Source organism: Sporomusa aerivorans (assembly GCF_041428895.1).
Classification (GTDB): Bacteria; Bacillota; Negativicutes; order Sporomusales; family Sporomusaceae; genus Sporomusa; species Sporomusa aerivorans.
Window position 1 is genome coordinate 609,686 of sequence record NZ_CP156926.1, and the last position, 18,949, is coordinate 628,634.

At 52.0% G+C, this 18,949-nt stretch carries 12 protein-coding genes; 10 read left to right on the top strand and 2 right to left on the bottom strand.

The window, feature by feature from the left end; all coding sequences use genetic code 11:
* Positions 1 to 44: 44 nt before the first annotated feature.
* The gene (locus SATMO3_RS02820; protein WP_371377203.1) at positions 45 to 2,681 is read right to left on the bottom strand and encodes a heavy metal translocating P-type ATPase; all 2,637 of its coding nucleotides are present in this window, start codon (positions 2,679 to 2,681) and stop codon (positions 45 to 47) included.
* 515 nt (positions 2,682 to 3,196) lie between these two features.
* Here SATMO3_RS02820 and SATMO3_RS02825 point away from each other — a divergent pair.
* From SATMO3_RS02825 to SATMO3_RS02870, 10 genes are all read left to right on the top strand, one after another.
* A complete protein-coding gene (locus SATMO3_RS02825) occupies positions 3,197 to 8,002 on the top strand; it encodes a TonB-dependent receptor domain-containing protein (RefSeq protein ID WP_371377205.1) in 4,806 nt (1,601 codons plus the stop codon).
* A gap of 256 nt (positions 8,003 to 8,258) precedes the next feature.
* Positions 8,259 to 9,329 (top strand): helical backbone metal receptor, encoded by a 1,071-nt coding sequence (locus SATMO3_RS02830; RefSeq protein WP_371377207.1) that lies wholly within the window; start codon positions 8,259 to 8,261, stop codon positions 9,327 to 9,329.
* 67 nt (positions 9,330 to 9,396) lie between these two features.
* Positions 9,397 to 10,032 carry a MotA/TolQ/ExbB proton channel family protein gene (locus tag SATMO3_RS02835; protein ID WP_371377209.1) on the top strand — a complete coding sequence of 212 codons (636 nt, stop codon included), beginning with the start codon at positions 9,397 to 9,399 and terminating at the stop codon, positions 10,030 to 10,032.
* Positions 10,033 to 10,125: 93 nt separating this feature from the next.
* Positions 10,126 to 10,536, top strand: a complete 411-nt coding sequence (locus tag SATMO3_RS02840) for an ExbD/TolR family protein (RefSeq protein ID WP_371381661.1) — start codon at positions 10,126 to 10,128, stop codon at positions 10,534 to 10,536.
* 4 nt (positions 10,537 to 10,540) lie between these two features.
* Complete coding sequence (locus SATMO3_RS02845) at positions 10,541 to 11,260, top strand: TonB family protein (protein ID WP_371377211.1); 720 nt, start codon at positions 10,541 to 10,543, stop codon at positions 11,258 to 11,260.
* 21 nt (positions 11,261 to 11,281) lie between these two features.
* Positions 11,282 to 11,809, top strand: a complete 528-nt coding sequence (locus SATMO3_RS02850; protein WP_371377214.1) for a flavodoxin family protein — start codon at positions 11,282 to 11,284, stop codon at positions 11,807 to 11,809.
* Positions 11,806 to 13,326: a heme anaerobic degradation radical SAM methyltransferase ChuW/HutW gene (gene hutW / locus SATMO3_RS02855; RefSeq protein ID WP_371377216.1), complete on the top strand. Its 1,521-nt coding sequence runs from the start codon at positions 11,806 to 11,808 to the stop codon at positions 13,324 to 13,326. The genes SATMO3_RS02850 and hutW overlap by 4 nt, the downstream gene beginning before the upstream one ends.
* Positions 13,327 to 13,377: 51 nt before the next feature.
* A complete protein-coding gene (locus SATMO3_RS02860; RefSeq protein ID WP_371381662.1) occupies positions 13,378 to 13,755 on the top strand; it encodes a YbaN family protein in 378 nt (125 codons plus the stop codon).
* A gap of 229 nt (positions 13,756 to 13,984) precedes the next feature.
* Positions 13,985 to 14,161 carry a hypothetical protein gene (locus SATMO3_RS02865; protein WP_371377219.1) on the top strand — a complete coding sequence of 59 codons (177 nt, stop codon included), beginning with the start codon at positions 13,985 to 13,987 and terminating at the stop codon, positions 14,159 to 14,161.
* A 233-nt stretch (positions 14,162 to 14,394) separates the two neighbouring features.
* Positions 14,395 to 15,159: a transposase gene (locus SATMO3_RS02870; protein WP_371377222.1), complete on the top strand. Its 765-nt coding sequence runs from the start codon at positions 14,395 to 14,397 to the stop codon at positions 15,157 to 15,159.
* A gap of 321 nt (positions 15,160 to 15,480) precedes the next feature.
* Here the strand turns inward: SATMO3_RS02870 and SATMO3_RS02875 are convergent, their stop codons facing one another.
* Entirely contained in the window at positions 15,481 to 18,819 is a 3,339-nt protein-coding gene (locus tag SATMO3_RS02875) for a carboxypeptidase regulatory-like domain-containing protein (protein ID WP_371377224.1), read from the bottom strand.
* Between the last annotated feature and the right edge of the window lie 130 nt (positions 18,820 to 18,949).

Sequence of the window (18,949 nt, forward strand, 5' to 3'; positions counted from 1 at the left end):
AATACGTCAGTCCTTTTTTTATATCCATGCCATGTTACCGGCGATTAGCGTATTCTTTGCATAAGCCGCATACCGTTCAGTGTTACCAGAATTGAGGAGCCCATGTCGGCCAGCACCGCCAGCCACAGATCAACGAAACCGAAGAAGGTAAATACAATAAACAGCACTTTAATCAATACGGCAAAGCCGATGTTTTGCTTGATGACCGCAACCGTCTTGCGGCTGAGGTTGATTACATAGGCCAGCTTGCCCAGATCATCGGCCATCAAAGCGATATCGGCCGTTTCCAGCGCCGTATCCGAGCCGGCCACGCCCATGGCCACCCCGATATTGGCGGCTGCCAGCGCCGGTGCGTCGTTGACGCCGTCCCCGACCATTACGACGGTGCCGTACTCTTTGGTCAGTTTTTGCACGGTGGCTACTTTGCCCTGGGGCAATAAATCACTGTAGTAGGCATCCAGGTTAAGGGTTTTGGCGATGGAAGCGGCTACCCGGCTGTTGTCCCCGGTCAGCATGGCAATGTGCTTCATACCGGCCTGACGCAGTTCCCGGATGGCATTCTCGCTGTTGCCCCGCAGGGTGTCTGCCACGGCGATCAAGCCCCAAATGGTCTGAGCAGAGCCAATCAGCATGACTGTTTTTCCCTGCTCCTCCAAGTGAACCATGGCAGAGTGCGTTTGCTCCAGGCTCAGGCCCAGTTCTTCAAACAACCGGCGGTTGCCGACATAGACCGTTTGTCCGTTGACATCGGCCTGCGCGCCGCGACCCACCAGGGCCGTGAAATTGCTGGCCGGTTGCAGGGGGAGCTGCTTGGCTTTATCAACAATAGCCACAGCCAGCGGATGTTCGGACCATTTTTCCACCGCCGCAGCCAGGGACAGAAGCTCATTTTCCGTGGTTTCGCCCAGCGTGAGGATATCGGTAACCACCGGGCGGCCATGGGTGAGGGTGCCGGTCTTATCAAAGGCAATGGCCTGAATGCCGCCCATTTGTTCCAGATAAGCGCCGCCTTTGATGAGCACGCCGTTGCGGGAGGAGTTGCCGATGGCCGATACAATGGACACCGGTGTAGAGATAACCAGGGCGCAGGGGCAGGAAATAACCAGCAGCACCAGTCCCTTATAAAACCAGGGCGCAAACGGCTCCTGAAACAGCAGCCAGGGCAGGACCATAATGCCGGCGGCGGCGAGTAGAACGGCCGGGGTATAGTATTTAGCGAAGACATCGACAAACTGTTGGGAAGGTGCTTTCTGGGCCTGGGCTTCTTCCACCAAATGCATAATCTTGGCTAATGTGGAGTCGGCGGCAATCCGGGTGACCTCGATTTCCAAAGCGCCGTGTTCGTTGACCGTTCCGGCATACACTGCGTCTCCGGCTGTTTTTTCCACCGGCAGTGATTCGCCGGTAATGGTAGCCTGGTTAACGGCAGACTGGCCGCTTTTCACGATGCCGTCCATGGCAATCCGTTCTCCCGGTTTGACGATCATGATATCGCCAATCACAATTTCTTCTACCGGCAGCCGTTCCTCCACGCCGCTGCGCCGTACCAATGCCTCGGGCGGGGCCAGTTCCATAAGCGCCCGGATGGATTGGCGGGTTTTATCCATCGTATAGGTTTGCAGGGTGTTGCCGAAGGAGAACAAAAAGGCAACAGTTGCGCCTTCACTCCATTCGCCGATGGCTGCCGCACCGATTACGGCTACGGTCATGAGGAAGTTCATGTCAAAGGTCAGGGAACGCAGGCCATACAAACCGCTTTTGGCCGCGCTATAGCCACCGATCACGGCAGCGGCGGCATAGAGGGGAATGAGAACGGTGTCGCCGTAGCTCAGCCACTCCAGTATTGTGGCCAGCCCCAGAATAACGCCGGACACAATCGTTGCCTGGGTCCGCCGGTTGGTCCACCACGCCGCTTTGGCCTCCGGCCGGTGCGGTCCTGCGGTCAGGCGTTCGGCCTGATAACCGGCCTGCTTAACCGCCTGCAGGATGTCGGCAACCGGGGCGGTATGCTCCACCGTCATTTTGCCGGCGGCGAAATTTACCTGTGCGGATACTACGCCCGCCAGAGCGGCAACGCGTTTTTCCAGCTTGGCGGCGCAGTCGCCGCAGTCCAGACCGGAAACCTGGAAGACCGATTGCTGCGTTCCGGACGGACCGCCTGCTGCGGGAATAAGGGCAGCCTGATAGCCAAAACCGCTGACCGCTTTTACGATTTGTACCGGCTGGAGACAGCTTTGATCATAGGTGACTTTCAGCTTGGCGGTGGCAAAATTCACAGTGGCATCGATTACCCCGGCTAATTTGCCAATACCTTTTGCCAGCTTGGCGGCACAGTCGGCGCAATCCAGGCCAGACACCGAAAAGGTGCTGGTCATGGTGGCTGTTGCCAGCGTTTGCGGGCTTTTCCGCTTTGCGCCGGCAGGAGCACAGCAGTCGCAAGGTTCGGCGGCCGGGGCGGTGCTTGTCGCTGCGCCGCTGCAGCAGTCACAAGCCGGTTCATCTAACGGCGGGGTTGGCTCAGCAGCGCAGCAACTGCAGCCGGGTTCGGCAACGGCCGCAGGACTTGGCGGCGGGCAGCAGCCGCAAGTTGCAGCCGCCTGTTCGGAAGCTGGTGAACAACAGCCGCTTTGACAAGTGTTGTTCCGGGGTGACTTATTTCCAGATAGTTTTTTAAGGGCCATTTTTTTCACTTCCTATTCCTGGTTAATTTGGGTAATCACATCCTGATGCTCTTTGGCTTGCGCACAGAGATAGTCTGGTATTTGATAAGCAGCTTCGTACTTTATAATATTATACATATGAGTATATACTCATATGTATAATATATGGAGATTTGCTAAAAAAGTCAAGAGAAAATAAAATAGCGCTCGTTATTTTGGAGCGCTTGCCGCCAGTCCCCGTGACACCGGGCGTGAGAATTCAAAAATATATATTGACAATGGTTCTCATTTGTAATATATTATACGCATAAGGATTACCTATAAATCAATATTGACTGATGTGCTGCTCTTTTTGAGGGATTAACCTGTTGAGGGCGGAACTGAAAAGAGCCGGGAGCTCCATGCGTAACTACGTTACGCATGGAGTCTCTTTTTTTTAAAAAGAAGAACAGAGGAGTATGAACTGTATGCAGTGACGGCGGAATACGCCGTACCAGGTGAAAGAGAGGCTTATAATCCGGGGAGGAGTTGTTGCAATGAGTAAAAAAAGAAGAACGCGCCGTTGCGCCATGGCTCTGTTGATGACTCAGGTCTTTAACACATACCCCGCCATGGGGGTTTTGGCCGCCGAGGAAGCGGCCAAAACCAGGGATATCGTTGTAGAAGCGGACGCGGCCAAGGAAGAAGCCAAGTATTCTTCGCAAAGTACGACCGTCATTACCAAGGAAGATATTGAAAAGAAACAGGCCAAAAGCGTGGAGGACGTCATTTTCAATGAAACCGGCGTAACGCGGACAGTCGATGCGATGGGACGGGTAGGCATTTCCATCCGGGGAGCCGAACCACGGCATACGCTGATCTTGCTGGATGGACAGCCCGTCATGGGAGACTTCGCAAAATACCAGGGCGCGGCTGATGAAGTCATGCGGCTGGGGACCGAGAATGTAGAACGCATAGAAATCATCCGGGGAGCGGCATCCGCGAAGTATGGCGCCGATGCGATCGGCGGGGTGGTAAATATTATCACGAAAAAAGCCGGTAAAGCGCCCTCGCTGCAGGTCAATGCAGAAGGCCGGAGAAGCCTTGGCGACGGGGATATATTTCCGTATCAGAATATATTTTTAAGAGCCGATAGCGGCGAGATAGGAAAATTCCGCTGGGGCTTTTATGGCAGCAAGCGGGACATCATGCCGGTGTATGGGACTGAGTCTTTTGGCGGGTTGCTAAACGGAGAGCAGGTGCGAAACTCTCTGCGCTACTATGGAGATATCAAGAACATTGGCTTGCTGGGAAGCTATGACATCGATGGCCGGAACAAGCTCGAATTCAATATCGACCGGCTGAATGAGGATCTGGAACGGTATGTCAAGCATTCGAACTCAGACCTGGAGCCGCAGCAGCATTTCAAACGGACCATGGACCGGAACTCGTACCGGCTGTCGTACAGCGGGAACAACGGAGGCACTACGGACTGGAAGATGGATGTCAACTACGCGAAGCTGAATGAAGACGACATCACGCTGTCCTCCACCTATGGCGCCTCGAACTATGAAGGCAAGAATACGTTAAACTACATTGACGATATCGAGCATGCGCAGCTGGATGTCAAGCTGTCGGCGAACACGCAGGTCAACGACCGGCATTTGCTGACCTATGGCTTTGGCTATACGAAGGAAACGGGGGAAGGGAGCCGGCTGAAAAACGCGCCGGATACCTATACGCGCTATATCGATCCCTGGAACTACGACAAGAACCTCTATACTGAAGGCGGCACCGGGGAGCCCTCCTCCACCGTGCATGACTATGCCATGGCCTTTAATGACGCCGGCGTGCCTTACTACGATCAGGAGTATGAATGGTACGGCACACGCGATGCTAGCGGCAAAACCATAGTTCCCGTTTTTACGTACCAGGATTTCATACAATACACAGCTTATTGCACCGGGGCCCCGGCGGACGTAGTGGCCAGACGGGACGCGTTCGCCGCGCTGCTGAAAGCAGAAAACCCATCGCTTACGCTGAGTAATGCATCCGCGGTTAACCATTATTACGCCTCTTATTATAATGATGCTACCTATAACGGGAAGACGTTTAAAGAAGAATACTACAACCGGCAGAATCGGCAGGTGGTAGGCCGGGCGGAAATCAAAAAGCAGCACTTTTTTCTTCAGGATACGTGGCAGCTCAATCCCAATACCATCCTGGCGCCCATCCTGCGCGTCGATCACAGCAATCTGTTCGGAACGAATACGACCTTCAATCTGGGGATGACGCATAACATCAACGGGAATGCCCATCGGCGGTTCAAGGCCAATATTGGCACAGGTTATACGGAACCGGGTATGGGTGAACTCTATTATAACTGGGAAATGTATGCCGGTGCGCCGGTTGATATGTTTGTAGGAAAGCTGGGGTATTACTGGATCGGCAATCCTGATCTGAAGCCGGAAAAGTCGTTGAACTTCGACATCGGGCTTGAAGGAGAATACAGGAATACGTCGGCAAGGCTCAATGTATTCCACAATCGCATCAATAATTATATGACCACGTATTTCACCGGTTATCTGATGGATTTTTATCCTGATGAAACGGGTTGGAAATGGGTTGTTCCGCCGGATATGATCTACAGCTTCCGGAATATCGGCAAGGCGGAAATCACCGGGGCGGAAGCAGAAGTGTCGCATAAGTTTGACGAGCACTGGACAGGCAAGCTGGGCTATACCTATCTGCATGCCCTGAATAAAAGCGATCCGGATATGCCGCGCCAACTGCTGGATAAGCCGCAGCATAAGGTGGATATCGGCGTCACCTATGAAAATAAAAAGGGCGGCTGGCGGTCTTCCCTGTGGGGCAATTATTATATCAATATGCTCGACAGCAACAGTGTGGCCAATAACGGCAATTACCTAACCTATGACGAAAACGGTGAGGTAAAATACAATTTCACCGAAGGCGGCAAACAGACCTATGAAAAGAAAACCTTCGGTCTCTGGAACTTCCTGGTCCAGAAAGATTTGTCCAAAGATTCAATGGCCTACTTTGGCATCGACAACCTGTTTAATCATCGAGATGATGACCGGGCCTTCCAGGAGCGGGTCTATAAACTCGGCCTGAATATGAAGTTTGGCGCCGATAAGGACAGCCGGAAAGCAGAGGACAAACAACCGGACATAAACGCAGCGGGCACCGGGGAGGAAGCGGTAAAGCCGGAAGCAACGGGTGCGGCTGAGACCTGGTTTATCGACAGGCCGTTTGACGTAAATAAGAAAGCAGGCGTGGAGCTGATTGGCGACTACCGGACACGCTGGAACGCCTATACGGGACAGGATAAAGCGGAAGCGAGAGTAACGGCGACCTCCAGTGTGGGCGACGCCGAAAAGAATATCCTGGAAAAAGCGGGACACGGCTTTGAACAACGGCTGCGGCTGGGTGTTGATGCAAGAATCGGCGACAGTACGAATGTTACCATTCTGGGCAGTGCGGCCGGCATGAACGGGGTGGATACGGCGTATGATCTGTCCGGCTCGGAAGGTCTGAACCGGCAGCGGCTGGAAAAGGCGGAAGTTACCCAGAATGTGAAAAAATGGGACTTTACGGCCGGCCGGCTGACCGAACCAATGGGGGTTACGGGCTACTGGTTCGGCCAGGAATATGACGGGGGCCGGGCTGTGTGGACAAATAAGAAGACACAGGTGCGGTTCGGGTATGGTGATTTCAGCCATAGTACCGGCATTACGGATTCGGCTTATACCCATGCGACGCGGCAGGTCTTCTTCCGGGCGCCCACCAAGAATGAGTGGCTGGGAAGTCATGCTACCAGTACCATCGACACGAGTGACGGTGTTTACAGCGACGGTTTGGTCAGTGTGGCCGGCTATCTGAGTCTGTACCAGAAGCTGGCCCAGGCCGCCAGCCTGGCGGAGCAACAGCAGATCGTCAATCAATACCTGGAGGTCGTCAAGCAGGATGATCCGGCAGCGTACGCTACCATTACATCCAGCTCCCAAAAGTTTTCCATCAACACGTTTGCCTGGAAAAAAGTTACGGTCAGGGATGCGACAACAGGTGAACTGGTGGGCGAATACATGGCCATGGTAAGCCCGCGTTTGACGAATTATACGGATAAAATTTCCTATGCAGACTGGTTTAATCAGGTAGCCTTGGAACAGGCCGCAGAAAGTGTATGGAATAAAATCGAATCCTCTTTGGAAGCAAATGGTACGGAGAACGTCACTATAGGCACGAGCAGCTTTCAGAGCACGTTTCTGCTGGCCAACGGAAAGTATACTTTCGAGAGTACCTTCCTGGGCTATGGTGAGTACACGGGCGATCAGGTATTACAGCCCATGGGGACGGAAAACTATGTGATATCCATGGATCAATTCAGTGCAAGTGATTTTATAACCCTTACAAAGGCGGAAGCAGAGGCCAAGGCCATTACGTCCCTATGGGATAAAGAGACTTCCCTGAAGATGGTAAGCTCGTGGAAACGGCTGTCTACTGGCACTGCGGTCAGCAACAGGGGATACCTTGTTGACGCCGACGTGGGAGCTGCGGTTAAGGCTATTGTTGATTTGCTGGCGGGAACTACCTGGCAGCCGGAGGACAACAGTTCATTGCCTTTAAACTTACTGGAGGCACTGGGAGAACTTCTGTCAATAGAAGGTACGGTACTGGTACAGGATCGGATCCCGGCCATCAATAAAGCCGCATTTGCCCAGGTAAAACAGCAAATCGGGGATAATCTGGGAGTCCAGGCCTGGTATTTGCGGTCGGTCAACGACAAGAAGCACAGCATCGCGGTGGCTAACGGCGATACCAATGACGTCCATACCTTTGATCAGTTGGCCAATGTCGTCGGCCTGGGGGCTAAATGGAAGGTCAACGATCAAATCGCCTTCTCCTATGACGTGGGACAGAACCTGACCGGTTTTGGCCGGTTCATGAACGGCAAAACGATCTATAACCATACGGCGGGAACGTCAGACTTTGCGATAGCCGGGCGGGAAGTGGGCGGAACGCCGCGGTTCTGGGTAGCCCGTGTGGATATCGGTCGCAGTGATACGGAGCAGCCGGGCAGCTGGAATGCCTTTGTCGATTACAAGCGCTTTGAGCATGGTTCGTTCTTTGGCGGCAACGGAACCGAAGGCGTACCGGACCGGTATCTGGACGGTATCCGCAGCTTTACGATAGGAGCCGGCTATGTACCGGCCAAAGACTTCCTGCTGGAAGCATTCTATACCTTTGACGCGAAAGGGACAGGAAAACGGGATACGCTGTATGGATCAGAAAATTTCAAACTGGGCGATTATACGAGAATGCAATTGACGTACAGGTTCTAGGCAAGACGGTCGTTACACGGAGCATACTGCCCCAAAAAAGATAGGCAGCAAAGAAAATATGTATTGATAATGATTCTCATTCGTAATATATTATATACATAAGGAGTACCTGGCGATTAATACTGACTGACGTGCTGTTTTTTTTGGAGGGTTAACCTGGGCGGAACTGAAAAAGAGCCGGGAGCTCCATACGTGAATACGTTACGCGCATGGAGCCTCTTTTTTAAAAAAAGAAAAGCAAAGGAGTATGAACTGTATGATTGGCTACGACAGGTTTGTACAGGATGTATGGTATGAACCGCATAAAGAATTTCGTCCTGTCCGTTGTGCTTTTTGTAATGGCATGTTATTTCGCGGGGTGGTGGAGAAAGTCGAGATAAAATGTTCCAGATGCGGTGCAATTCAGGTTGTGCAGCATAACGGTAATAGTTGCGTCCAAAAACGCGAGACGCCCCGCCATTTACCGGAAAGGTCCGGCTATGTCCCGCACCGTATGGTGACCGACAGCGCCGGGAGACTTGTAACAATTCCCCGGCATCCCAAGCGTGTCGTTATCTTAAATTCATCCAATGTCGGGCTGTATCTTGCCGCCGGCGGTAAGCCGGTCGGCCGGGTAAGCAGCGTACTGCCTGCCGATTTGGAAGGTGAGCTTGCCCGTATCCCGGAAGTTGGCTTGCCGACCAATCCTGACTTGAAAAGCATTATGGCGTTAAAACCGGATTTGGTGATCGGTATGGCCTTCCCGGTGCATCAGAGTTTGGCGTCCGTGTTGGAACGCAAAGGTATTCCGGCAATATTACAGACGTTTGACCGTTATGCGGACATTTTGGAGGCGTTGCGCTTTTACGGTGAGCTGAACGGCAGTCAGAACCTGGCAGCGGAGAAAATCGCCGCGATTGAACAGCACCGTCTCAGACTGCTGACGCAGATCGGCGGACAGCCTTCGCCGAGGGTGCTGATTGTCTGGGCGATTGACGGCGGTGTATATGCAGCGCTGTCCGGAAGTTTTATCGGCGATTTGGTGAAACGGCTGGGAGGCGTGAACCTGTTTGATCTACTAATGCCTAAAACTGAGAAAACGGCCTATGCGCCGCTGGATATTGAAGTGATTACGGAGATTCAGCCTGATGTGATTTTAATCATTGACCATGAATTCAGTGAAAAAGCAAGTCAGGGAAATCAGACATGGCAGCATCCGACGTGGCGGGAGTTGAATGCCGTGAGGCAAAACCGCGTATACCAGCTGCCCTATTTGCTGTTCGCAGTCAACCCCGGCGCCAGGATTAAAAAGGCGCTGAGCATCCTGTCGGCGTTTCTTTATGGCTGACCGACGTGCGGTTTAGCAATTGTGGCAGAGTCAGGCAAAAAAATGGATAACAATAATGGAGGCGTAAATGTTGGAAGGATTCAACTATTTGATTCATTTGTTTTATAAGGGCGGGTTTGTCATGTACCCTCTGCTCCTTTGTTCGCTGCTGTCTGTGATGATTGCCGTGGAGCGGATTTTCTACTATCGCCATAACGGGCAAAACGGCGACGGGCTGCAAACGCAGATCCATGCTGCGCTGGATGCCCAGGACTGGGACGAAGCGATTGCGGTTTGCAATAAGTTTGACACGGTGGTGAGCCGGACGGCCAAAGCCGGCCTGCTCCACGCCAGATCCCCCCAACTGGGGACCATGGCGGTCAAGGATGCGTTTGAGGAACGGATGGCGGTGGAAATGACGGGACTGAAAAAGCATCTGGACTACCTGAGCGCAATTGTCACGATGGCGCCGCTTTTAGGGTTGCTCGGTACTGTTATAGGCATGATCGGCTCGTTCAGTCTTATGGACGCTGCCAGCGGCGGTGCGGCGGCAATCAGCGGCGGGGTCGGCGAGGCGCTGGTGGCGACGGCGGCCGGCTTGTGCGTCGCGATACTGGCGTTTATTATCCATACGTTTTTTTCCCATCAGTTTGACAATGTGATAACAGCCACAGAGGACCTGTGCTTCTTTGTCCTGGAACATAAAAGAGGGGAAGCGGGCTGACAGCCAATCGCGGTGCTCCCCCAAAAAATCTCCCGGCTGACTGGCTTTTTGCCGGTTTGTTCCCGGGTGTAAGCGAAAGGAATGAGTGAGAGTATGCGATTCCGTAATGTTCGCAGTATAAATTCTCCCCAGTTTATGATTATTCCCATGATCGACATTATCTTTTTTCTTTTGGTGTTTTTTATGATGAACAGTCTGCAGACGACCACTCAGCGGGCGATGTCGGTGCAGCTGCCGCAGGCGGCGCGGGTAGAAGTGCCTTCGCAGGTGCCGGTGGTTATTACCGTCGACGCGGCGGGACGCATCGCCATGGACTCTAAGGCCATGCCGTTGGAGGCGGCTGCCGCGCAATTAAAGGAGAAGGTGACGGCCAATCCGCAATTGGCGGTGGTGCTGCAGGCGGATCAGTCTACCACGCACGGTCAGGTGGTAGCCGTTATGGATATGCTTAAATCGACTGGTGTGAAGAAGCTGGGGATTGCGGCGGAAAAGAAGGCAAGGTGATTTCATGGCGAAATGTTACAGCTGGCGCAGGGCCTTTTTGTTTTCCGTGTTGGTTCATTTGAGCGTGGCATTATGCTTTGGACTGTTCTTTACCGGGTATGTACAGCACCATCCGGAAGCAGAATACGTGATTGATTTGGATATGCTGATAGATTCCGCCCAGGGCAGTGGCCGGGCAGGCGGCGATTCCCTGCCGGATACCCGGCCGGCGGAGCCGCAAGCTCTGACGGCGGACCCGGCGCCGGTATCGGCAGACAGCCTGGCATTGCCAGCCGCTGCTCCGGTGTCGGCACCGGTGAGCAGCAGTACTACGGCGGTGGCCGGTGCTGTCGGCAGTCGTGCCGGAGAAGGCCAAGCCGGCTCCGGCGGCGGTACCGGCGCCGGAGCCGGACACGGGGAAGGCGCTGGCGACGGGCAGGGTTCCGGCAGCAGCGGCGTTGTGGGGACAGGCAGCAGCCCGTTCGATTTTGTCGGTTTCGCCAACGCGGTGGACGCAAATAAACAGTATCCGTATATGGCGGTAAAACGCAATATCCAGGGAGCGGTCACCGTCGCGGTCACGCTGGATGCGAACGGCAATCTGGTGAGCGCCGGCGCCGTAAGCTCGGGCTCCAGCCTGCTGGAGCAGGCCGCCCTGCAGGCCATCCGCGCCGCCTGCCCGTATCCGAACGCGGCACGGGCGGCGGTAAGCTTTACCACTACAGTCCATTTTGTATTGAATTAAATAATAGAAGGGATGATTGACATGAAATGTATCGTTTTATATTCTTCAAAGACAGGCAACACCGAAAAGGTTGCGGCGGCGGTTTGCAACGCTCTGCCGGCAGGCACACCCTGTGTGCCGGTAGCGGATGCGCCGGCGGACCTCAGCGCTTATGACTGCGTATTTGTGGGCTTTTGGGTGGACAGAGGGACGGCGGACGCGGCGGCTAAACAGCTGCTGGAACGGCTGGAACATCCGAAAATCGCCCTGTTTGCCACGCTGGGAGCCGATCCTTCATCACCGCACGCGGCGGATAGCCTAAAGAGCGCGGCGGCGCTGCGCCCTGCGGACGAGCCGCCGGTCAACACCTTTATCTGTCAGGGCAAGGTAGACCCGCAGCTGATTGAAGAGATGAAAAAAATGTTTGCAGCCGGACACCCCCATGCAGTGACGCCGGAACGCGCCGCCTTGCACCAGCGCGCCTCGTCCCATCCGGATGAAGCCGATCTGGCGGCAGCCGGGGCGTTTACCGCCGAAACGCTGAAACGTCTGGAGCGTACCGGACGATGAAGCTGGAGGCTATAGTTCAGGCCCTTCCGCCGGAAGAACGGGCGCTTCAGTTCGGCTGTGAGCATGTCGAACCCCTGACCTGTGCTTTTCCTCGCAAACGGGTGGTGCACGCCGGCCTGACCGGACGTCCCGTCCCGGCGGATCAGACACAGGCGCTTTGGCGGCGCCTGATGGCCGATGCACCGGCAAACCGGGAGCCGCGTTCCGTTTATATCCATATTCCCTTCTGCCAGACCAAGTGCCTGTATTGCGACTTCTTTCAGAATGCTGCCAGCCAGGCGGCCGAGGACCGTTATATTGACTGTCTGGTACAGGAACTGGAGGACGCGGCTGATGCGCCGCGGCTGCAGGGGGGGCCGGTGCAGGCGGTGTTTATCGGCGGCGGCACGCCGACCTCGCTGTCGCCGCAGAACGCAAAACGGCTGCTGCAGGCGATTGGCCGGTGTCTGCCGCTGTCCAATGACTATGAGCTGACCCTGGAGGGCCGCATTCACGACCTGGTGCCGGAGAAAATGGAGGTGTGGCTGGCGAACGGTGTGAACCGGATGTCGCTGGGGGTCCAGTCCTTCCACACCCATATCCGGCGCCCGCTGGGACGGCTGGACGACCGCGAGACCGTACTGAAACGCCTGGCCGCGCTGAAGGCTTACCAGCAGTGTGCGGTGGTCGTCGATCTGATTTATGGTTTGCCGGAACAGGATATGAAAGCCTGGGAGGAGGATCTGGAGCTGTTGACCGCCGCGGCGGTGGACGGCATGGATTTGTACCAGCTCAACGTATTCGAGGAAAGCGAGCTGAACAGGCAGATCCGGGCCGGCAAGCTGCCGGCGGCGGCCAGCACGGCCCGGCAGGCGCAGATGTTCGCTTTCGCCCACGAATTTCTGGCCAAGCGCTCCTTTAACCGTCTCAGCATTTGCCACTGGTCCCGGAGCAGCCGGGAGCGGAGCCTGTATAACACGCTGGCGAAGCAGGGGGGAGAAATGTTTCCCTTCGGCTGCGGCGCCGGCGGCAATATCGGCGGCTATGCCGCCATGCTCCACCGGCTGCTGCCGCCGTACGAACAGATGATTGGAGCGGGGCAAAAGCCCTTTATGGTGCTGATGGAGCAGTCGCCGCTGCAGCCGGTGGTTAATCTGGTGGTGGATCAACTGGAACGGGGTTTTCTGGCGCTGCCGTCCCTGACCGGGGCCGATGCGCGGCTGGCCGAGCTGGAGTGGCTGTACGACCTGTGGGCAGAACGCGGGCTGGTAGAGTACAACGGCGCTATGTACCGACTGACCGTGGCTGGCCAGTTCTGGCAGGTCAACCTGGCCCAGACGACGGTGGAGTGCGTTGAGGCCCTGTTGACAGGGAGAACCGGCCTTGCCCTGCAGCGGATTGCCGCTCAGGACGGAGCGGCGGCGCAGCATCCGGGCATGCGGCACACTCCGAACGGCCATCCGTCCTTGGCTGCGGCAGCGGATGGCATTCCTACGGCACAGAGGCCGCCAGGGCATCCGCAGGTACAGAGGGCGTAACCCCGGGCATGATTGTACTATATATATTTACTACTATGAGGTGCTAGCTTGATGTATCCCGGCAAAATCCTTAAAAAATATATTTTAATGACAGTGGGCTGTCTTTCCCTATTCCTTGGCATTCTGGGCATCTTTCTTCCCTTGCTGCCGACAGTGCCTTTTCTTTTACTCACGGCGTATTGCTTTGCGCGCAGTTCCAGCCGGCTGTATGATTGGCTGATTAACCATAAAACATTTGGCGGCTATATTTATAATTACCATACTTACCGGGCCATTACCCGCAAGACGAAGGTTGTGGCGATAGCCTTTCTGTGGGGATCACTGGGTCTTTCCATGAGTTTACTGCCTGGAGTATATATCTGCCTGTTCTTATCTCTGGTGGGGATGGGCGTGACTTACCATATTCTTTCCTTGCAGACTTTAAAATAGCAATCAGAAGAAACCACCTGATGTTCGCTTAATTGCGTACACCAGGTGGTTTTTTGCTGCCAGGCGGGGCTGGAAATAAAAGGGGGACACTTCTTTTGACCTTATTTGTAATTATTTTGTAATACTAAAGGATATAATTTTTATGACATTGCAATCAGTAATAAGCTAAACTAAAAGTATGCTCAGAAGCAGTAAAATAATTGGGAAAGTTGGTGCTAGGATGAAACAAATGAGCAAAGTGACAAGCCGGATTGACCATGTAAAAAATACAGACACAGAGGATCCGCAAGCTGCGGAGGAATGGCTGGAAAAGGCGATGGCTTCGATTCCCCGTGATGTAAGTAGTGAAGAGCAGAATAAAATAATTATGTATCCAGGCCTTGCGGTACCTGAAGAGGATAAATGAATGTGATATTTGGCTCGAAAAAATAATGACTTCAAGACTTCAACAACGCAGCTTTTTGTGCAGTATACTGACCGCACGGGGAGCCGTTGATGATTCTTACATAGATAATAGAAGAAAAGCAACCCCTTAAAGCACATGCGATAAGGGGTTCTACTTTTTTCTGGCAGACTCAAGGGGACGGTTCCGTTGAGTCAGATATGTGAAAATGTTAAAATATATCTGAGGTGACAAACATGGCCAGACAAGCGCGACAAAAAAGTAAAAGTGGAATATATCATATAATATTACGAGGCATCAATAGACAGGTGATTTTTGAAGACGATGAGGATAAATCAAGATTTTTAGAGTGTGTGCAGTATTACAGCAATATTTGCGCCTGTAAGGTTTACGGATATTGCCTTATGGATAACCATGTTCATTTACTGATAAAGGAAACTGAAGAAGAGATTGCGTCAATTATGAAAAGAATCGGTGTACGCTACGTAGCTTGGTATAATCGAAAATATGATCGATGCGGGCACTTGTTCCAAGACCGTTTTAAAAGTGAGGTTATAGAAGATGACGCATACCTACTGGTTGTTTTACGGTACATCCACCAGAATCCGTTAAAAGCTGGCTTAATACAAAGCTTATCTGATTTTAAGTTTAGTAGTTATGATGAATATATTAATACCAGTCAAATAGTGGACTCTAATTTTATACTGGGGATGTTTTCAATAGATAGCGATCAGGCCCGCAAAGGTTTTGCACATTTTATGAGAGAGACATCAGCAAATGATGATTGTCTTAAGTATAGAGAACAAATAACGCCAAAAGATGAAGAAGTAAGGATGCTCATTAAAAAATATGCAAACGTGAGTACCCCGCGGGAATTACAAGCAATGGAAAAATCGAAAAGAGACGCAATGCTAAGAGAAATTAAAAAAATACAAGGTATTACAACACGTCAAATAGCTAGACTTACGGGGATAAGCCAGAGTGTGATTACCAGGGCATAAAAGACAAATAGGAAATGCATCAAAAGAACCGTCCCCTTGATGCTATAAACAACATTAAAGACACAGGGGCAGTGGTTAATGTTTCATTAAAAACAAGCAGAACAATACTACCAGTCCCTGTGTCTTCCCATAAAACAGTGTCCCTGTCCCCGTGTTTTTACTAAAACTTCATAGGCATTGTATTAAAGCAGATAAACGAACAGAAAGGGTCACTGCAGAGTTAGGCAGCTCCGCAGTGACCAAGGGTTTCAGCACTTCTACAGGATATTCAAGAGCATGGGAGTTTTACCTGATATAAAATTCATTAGAATTCTTTCAGCGTTAGAGTGGCGCATTGATTACTGCATTTACAGTTTGACCAGATATCACAGTTACACTTGTACCCCACATTCCCGATAAAAACTGGTGGGTGCCCGCCGGTACGTTATAAAATGTCACAGTACCATCTGAGCCAGTTATCTGTGTTCGTGCAGTGCCGTTGACAACCACGGATACGCTCGCACCGACTTTAGGCATTTGGATGGGACCTAAAACCTTAACAACTACGGTTCCGACCAATTGTTCCGACATGGAAATGCTTCCGGTGGCCGTTGATCCGTTCGTCACTGTTACATTTGTGGTAGCGCTGTCATAATCGTTCTTTGTCGCCGTGAAGGTATACGTACCGGTAGGTATACTAGTGAAGGTTGCCTGGCCGAGTTCGTTAGTTGTCGCTGCCCGCGTTGTACCGTCTACCGTTATGCTGACGATTGCGCCACTAATTGGATTGGTTCCGTCATTAACTGTAATCGCTGCATTGCCGGTTTGCCGGGTCAGCGAAACGACGGCAGGTGTATTACCCGAATTTACTACCATAGCGCTGCAGGTATTAGTGTTATAATCGGTCTTGGTTACTGTGAAGGTATAGCTGCCGGTTGGGAGATTGCTAAATTGCGCCCGTCCCGATGAATCCGTTGCTATTGTGCGCTCAGTGCCATCTACCGTTACGCTGACGGTGGCGCCCTGAATGGGAGTGCTCCCTTCGCTGACTGTGATCACTGCAGAGCCGGTTTGCCTTACTATGATGATGGTTCCGTTCGTGGTCGTTCCATGACTTACCGGTACAGTAGTATTGTTGCTCCTGTAATCGGTTTTTGTTGCCGTAAAGTTATACGTACCGGTCGGTACATCAGTGAATGTTGCTTGGCCGAGTTCGTTCGTTGTCACCGTCCACGCGAAAGCCGGTATGGTGACGGTAGCGCCACTAATCGGATCAATTCCATTCGTGATGGTGATGGTTGCAGTACCGGTTTGTCTAATTATGGCAATTGTTTCCGATGCGGCGGTTCCATTCACGATCGTTATACTGCCGCTTTTAGTGTCATAACCGGACTTAGTTACAGTATAGCCAGTCATACCAACCGGTTGGGAATAAAATATAACCTGACCCATTTCATCCGTTGTTCCGGAGGTCGTTTCATTCAACGTGACAGTTGCGCCGCTGACCGTATTGGTTCTATCAGTGATGGTGATGGTTATAGTGCCGAGTTGTCTTACCAGTGCAATTGTCCCGGAGACGGTAGTTCCGTTCGTCACCATTACACTTGTGGTACTACTGTCATAACCGCTCTTTGCCGCAGTGAAGGTATACGTACCAATCGGTACATTGGTGAATGTCGCCTGACCGGAGGCATCGGTTGTCGCCGTCCGTACTGCACCGTTTGCTGTTACGCTGACGGTTGCACCGCTAATTGGATTTGTTCCATCATGGATGATAATCGTTGCATTACCGGTCTGTAGTGCCAGTGCTATTGTCCTGGCGGCTGTTACACCATTGTTAACGGCTACAGTGACAGTATTGCTAATATAGCTTTCCTTACTGACTGAGAAGCTGTAGCTGCCTGCGGGCAGATCACTGAAGGTTGCTAAGCCAGTACTATTGGTGGTAACCGTTTGTGTTGTGCCGTTAACAGTGACGCTGGCAGTTGCGCCACTTAGCGGGGAACTTCCGTCGGTAACTGTAATTGCTGCACTGCCGGTAGTGATATTGGACGAGGGCAGCACAACATTGACATTGCTTGTACCGCCGTTTGCCGGAACGTTAGCAGCGATACTGTTCATGCTTTGTCCGTTTGATTGCACGGTGAACCGGTAATTGCCCGGCGGCAAATTAGCAAAATGGGCAGTTCCATCAGCGCCTGTAGTCAGGCTAAGTGTGAATGCTGCCTCAGCAGCAAATGCTGTTTTTACACCTAGGATGCGGTCAAAGAGATTTCTCTCAGCCCGTGAGTGTTCCCCACTGACTACGTTGGCGGTAACAGTTGCACCGCTTACAGAGCCGCCTTGCGCGTCAAAAACATTCACTACAATAGTGCCGCCGACTATCGGCAGGCTGATCGCCGTACTGGCCTCCTGATCTTTTTGTACCGTTACTGTACTGCTATTGGAGTAGCTGAAATAGGTGGCCTTAATTGTATAGGCTCCGACATCCAGTCCATTGATAACTCCGGTTCCGGCTGCATTCGTGATGACGGCGCTACCGACCGGATTCCCGTTTTTGTAGGCCTGCAGGCTAGCTCCCTGAATAGGTTGTCCACTGCCATTGGTAACAGTCGTACTGATACTGCCTACATAGGATACAAATTTAGTAAAGGTCTCGGATTTGATCTGACTTTCCCGTTGCACTTTTTGTAAAAGCTTGTAGCTGATATCACTGAATTTCTTATCTTTGGCACTGTCGCCGAAAAGGGACGGTCCTAGTTTGTCTGCCAGTTGATATTGGATCTTACCGTATAAGTCTCCACTCGAAAGATTGGATCTGGTATAGCCCATTTCCAGAGAAATTCGGGGAGAAAGCTGCAGTGTACTGCGCAGTTTATACCCTTTTTCATCGTCGTTATGTTTGTTATCGTAGTAAAACCCAGATGCATAGAAGCCAAGCCACGGAGCGTTTGCCAATGTCGAGCCGACCTCATAGTCAAAGCCTTGTACCGCTCTTATATAGGTATATAAGATGCCATCGCTTGAAACAGTTTCGTCTATTTGGCGATCGCCCGAGGTGGGGAAGTAAAAATTCGCCCGATATTCGGCTAATTTGTTAAAGTATTCTGCACCTACGCCAACACGGGCAAGATCATGTTTAAATCCATAATCATAGAACGCATTAAAACCAATAATACTCGTTTTGTCTTCCGATAGCTTTCGCCAGCCGATCCCTAGGTTGGCAGTTGTATCGGCATCGCTCTGATAGGAATAACGGCCTTGCCAAAACAAGAGTTCACTGTTTCTTGTGGTTTGAGAAAAAGGCTGAATGGTTTCCAGAGAAAATACCGGCTTATAGTTTTCTGTAAAAGAAAAGTTAATATCGGTTGTTCTCAGCCAATCTGGCCCTTGGTGCTTACCGTTTTGCAGATAGTAAGGAATGAGTTGATTAAGGAACTGTGCTGTCTTTTGGTCGTTGCTTAGCCTGCTGGAGTCCGCATTAAAAACAGCTTGAGTTAATGGCGTTTCATTAACAGCAGGCTTTTCTATGGTCAATACGGGTAATTCATTGGTTTGTGTATTACTTGCTGAATCTGTTGCAGCACTTGCCGGGGCAACAACAGCCGGATTGCCCGCCAGCAGTAATACGGCCAGGCATATTGCTATTAGCTTCGTGAATTGCTTGGATATTGGAAACAAGTTCACTCCTCCTTTTCATAACTAACTGTAAATCATGCGTAATTCTGTTTTGGATAACCCCTCCTCTTCGGGATTCGACATGATGACTGCTGCATTTGACAGAATTCCTTAATCTTTTACTTGTAGCAGC